This is a genomic window from Neobacillus drentensis (assembly GCF_036966985.1).
Taxonomy (GTDB): domain Bacteria; phylum Bacillota; class Bacilli; order Bacillales; family Cytobacillaceae; genus Neobacillus; species Neobacillus drentensis_E.
Genome location: NZ_JBALSN010000453.1, coordinates 5,137 through 6,012, shown reverse-complemented (window position 1 = coordinate 6,012; position 876 = coordinate 5,137). Strand labels below are relative to the sequence as shown.

General features: G+C 40.1%; 2 protein-coding genes. Both read right to left on the bottom strand.

The genetic code is table 11. The annotated features are described in order from the left end of the window. On the bottom strand, positions 1-291 hold a 291-nt coding region (locus V7659_RS25080), incomplete at its 3' end, for a DUF350 domain-containing protein (protein WP_335542838.1). Between the two features lie 19 nt (positions 292-310). Beyond that, positions 311-876 (bottom strand): Smr/MutS family protein (locus tag V7659_RS25075; RefSeq protein ID WP_335542837.1); only part of this gene is annotated, 566 nt, incomplete at its 5' end.

Here is an 876-nt window from a genome sequence, read left to right as displayed (position 1 = left end):
AAATTCAAAGATAAAATACCCAATAATTAATAACAAAAATCCATAAATTCCCCAGCCAATCATGGAAAGCAGCGAATTGTTCTGCTCGATTGTACAGCGGAAGATATTGGCCACCCCCAATATTTTCCCTCCAGTCGCCATCGCCACAGCCACATTTCCTTTTTTGATTTCTTCCCAATTTTTATATTTCGTCACCATTTCAAAAATAGCTAAAAAGACGACCAAACATAAAATGACAACACTATAATTAGCGGCTATTTGAATATATTCGTTCTCCCAAAACTGGTCCATTGCCAAAACTCCCCGGACTTTATTTAAACTCTACGATGGTTACGCCTGATCCGCCTTCCCCAGCTTCTCCAAAGCGAATTTTTTGAACAGATCGATGGTTTCTTAAGTATTCCTGTACACCCTGTCGCAGCGCACCCGTTCCTTTACCGTGGATGATCGATACACGTGGATAACTAGAAAGCAGCGCATCATCAATATATTTTTCCACCTTAAGAAGAGCATCTTCATACCTCTCCCCGCGAAGGTCTAATTCCAGTTTAACATATGAATCCCGGCCTTTTACAATCGCCATCGGCTTGGTTTCAACCTGTTTTGGGGTGCTCATATATTCCATATCTTTTTCTTTTACTTTCATTTTGAGAATTCCGATTTGTACCAGCCATTCATTCGAAGAAACTCTTTCAACCAGTGTGCCTTTTTGATCAAAGGTAAGTACCTTTACCTCATCTCCAGGCATATACGTTTGTTTCTTCGTTTTTTTATTCGTGAGTTTAGCAGCTGATTTTTGTATTTCTGGTGCGGCCTGTTCTAAGCGCCGTTTTGCTTCAATTAATTCATGTTCCTTTATATCGGCATGCTTTTCCG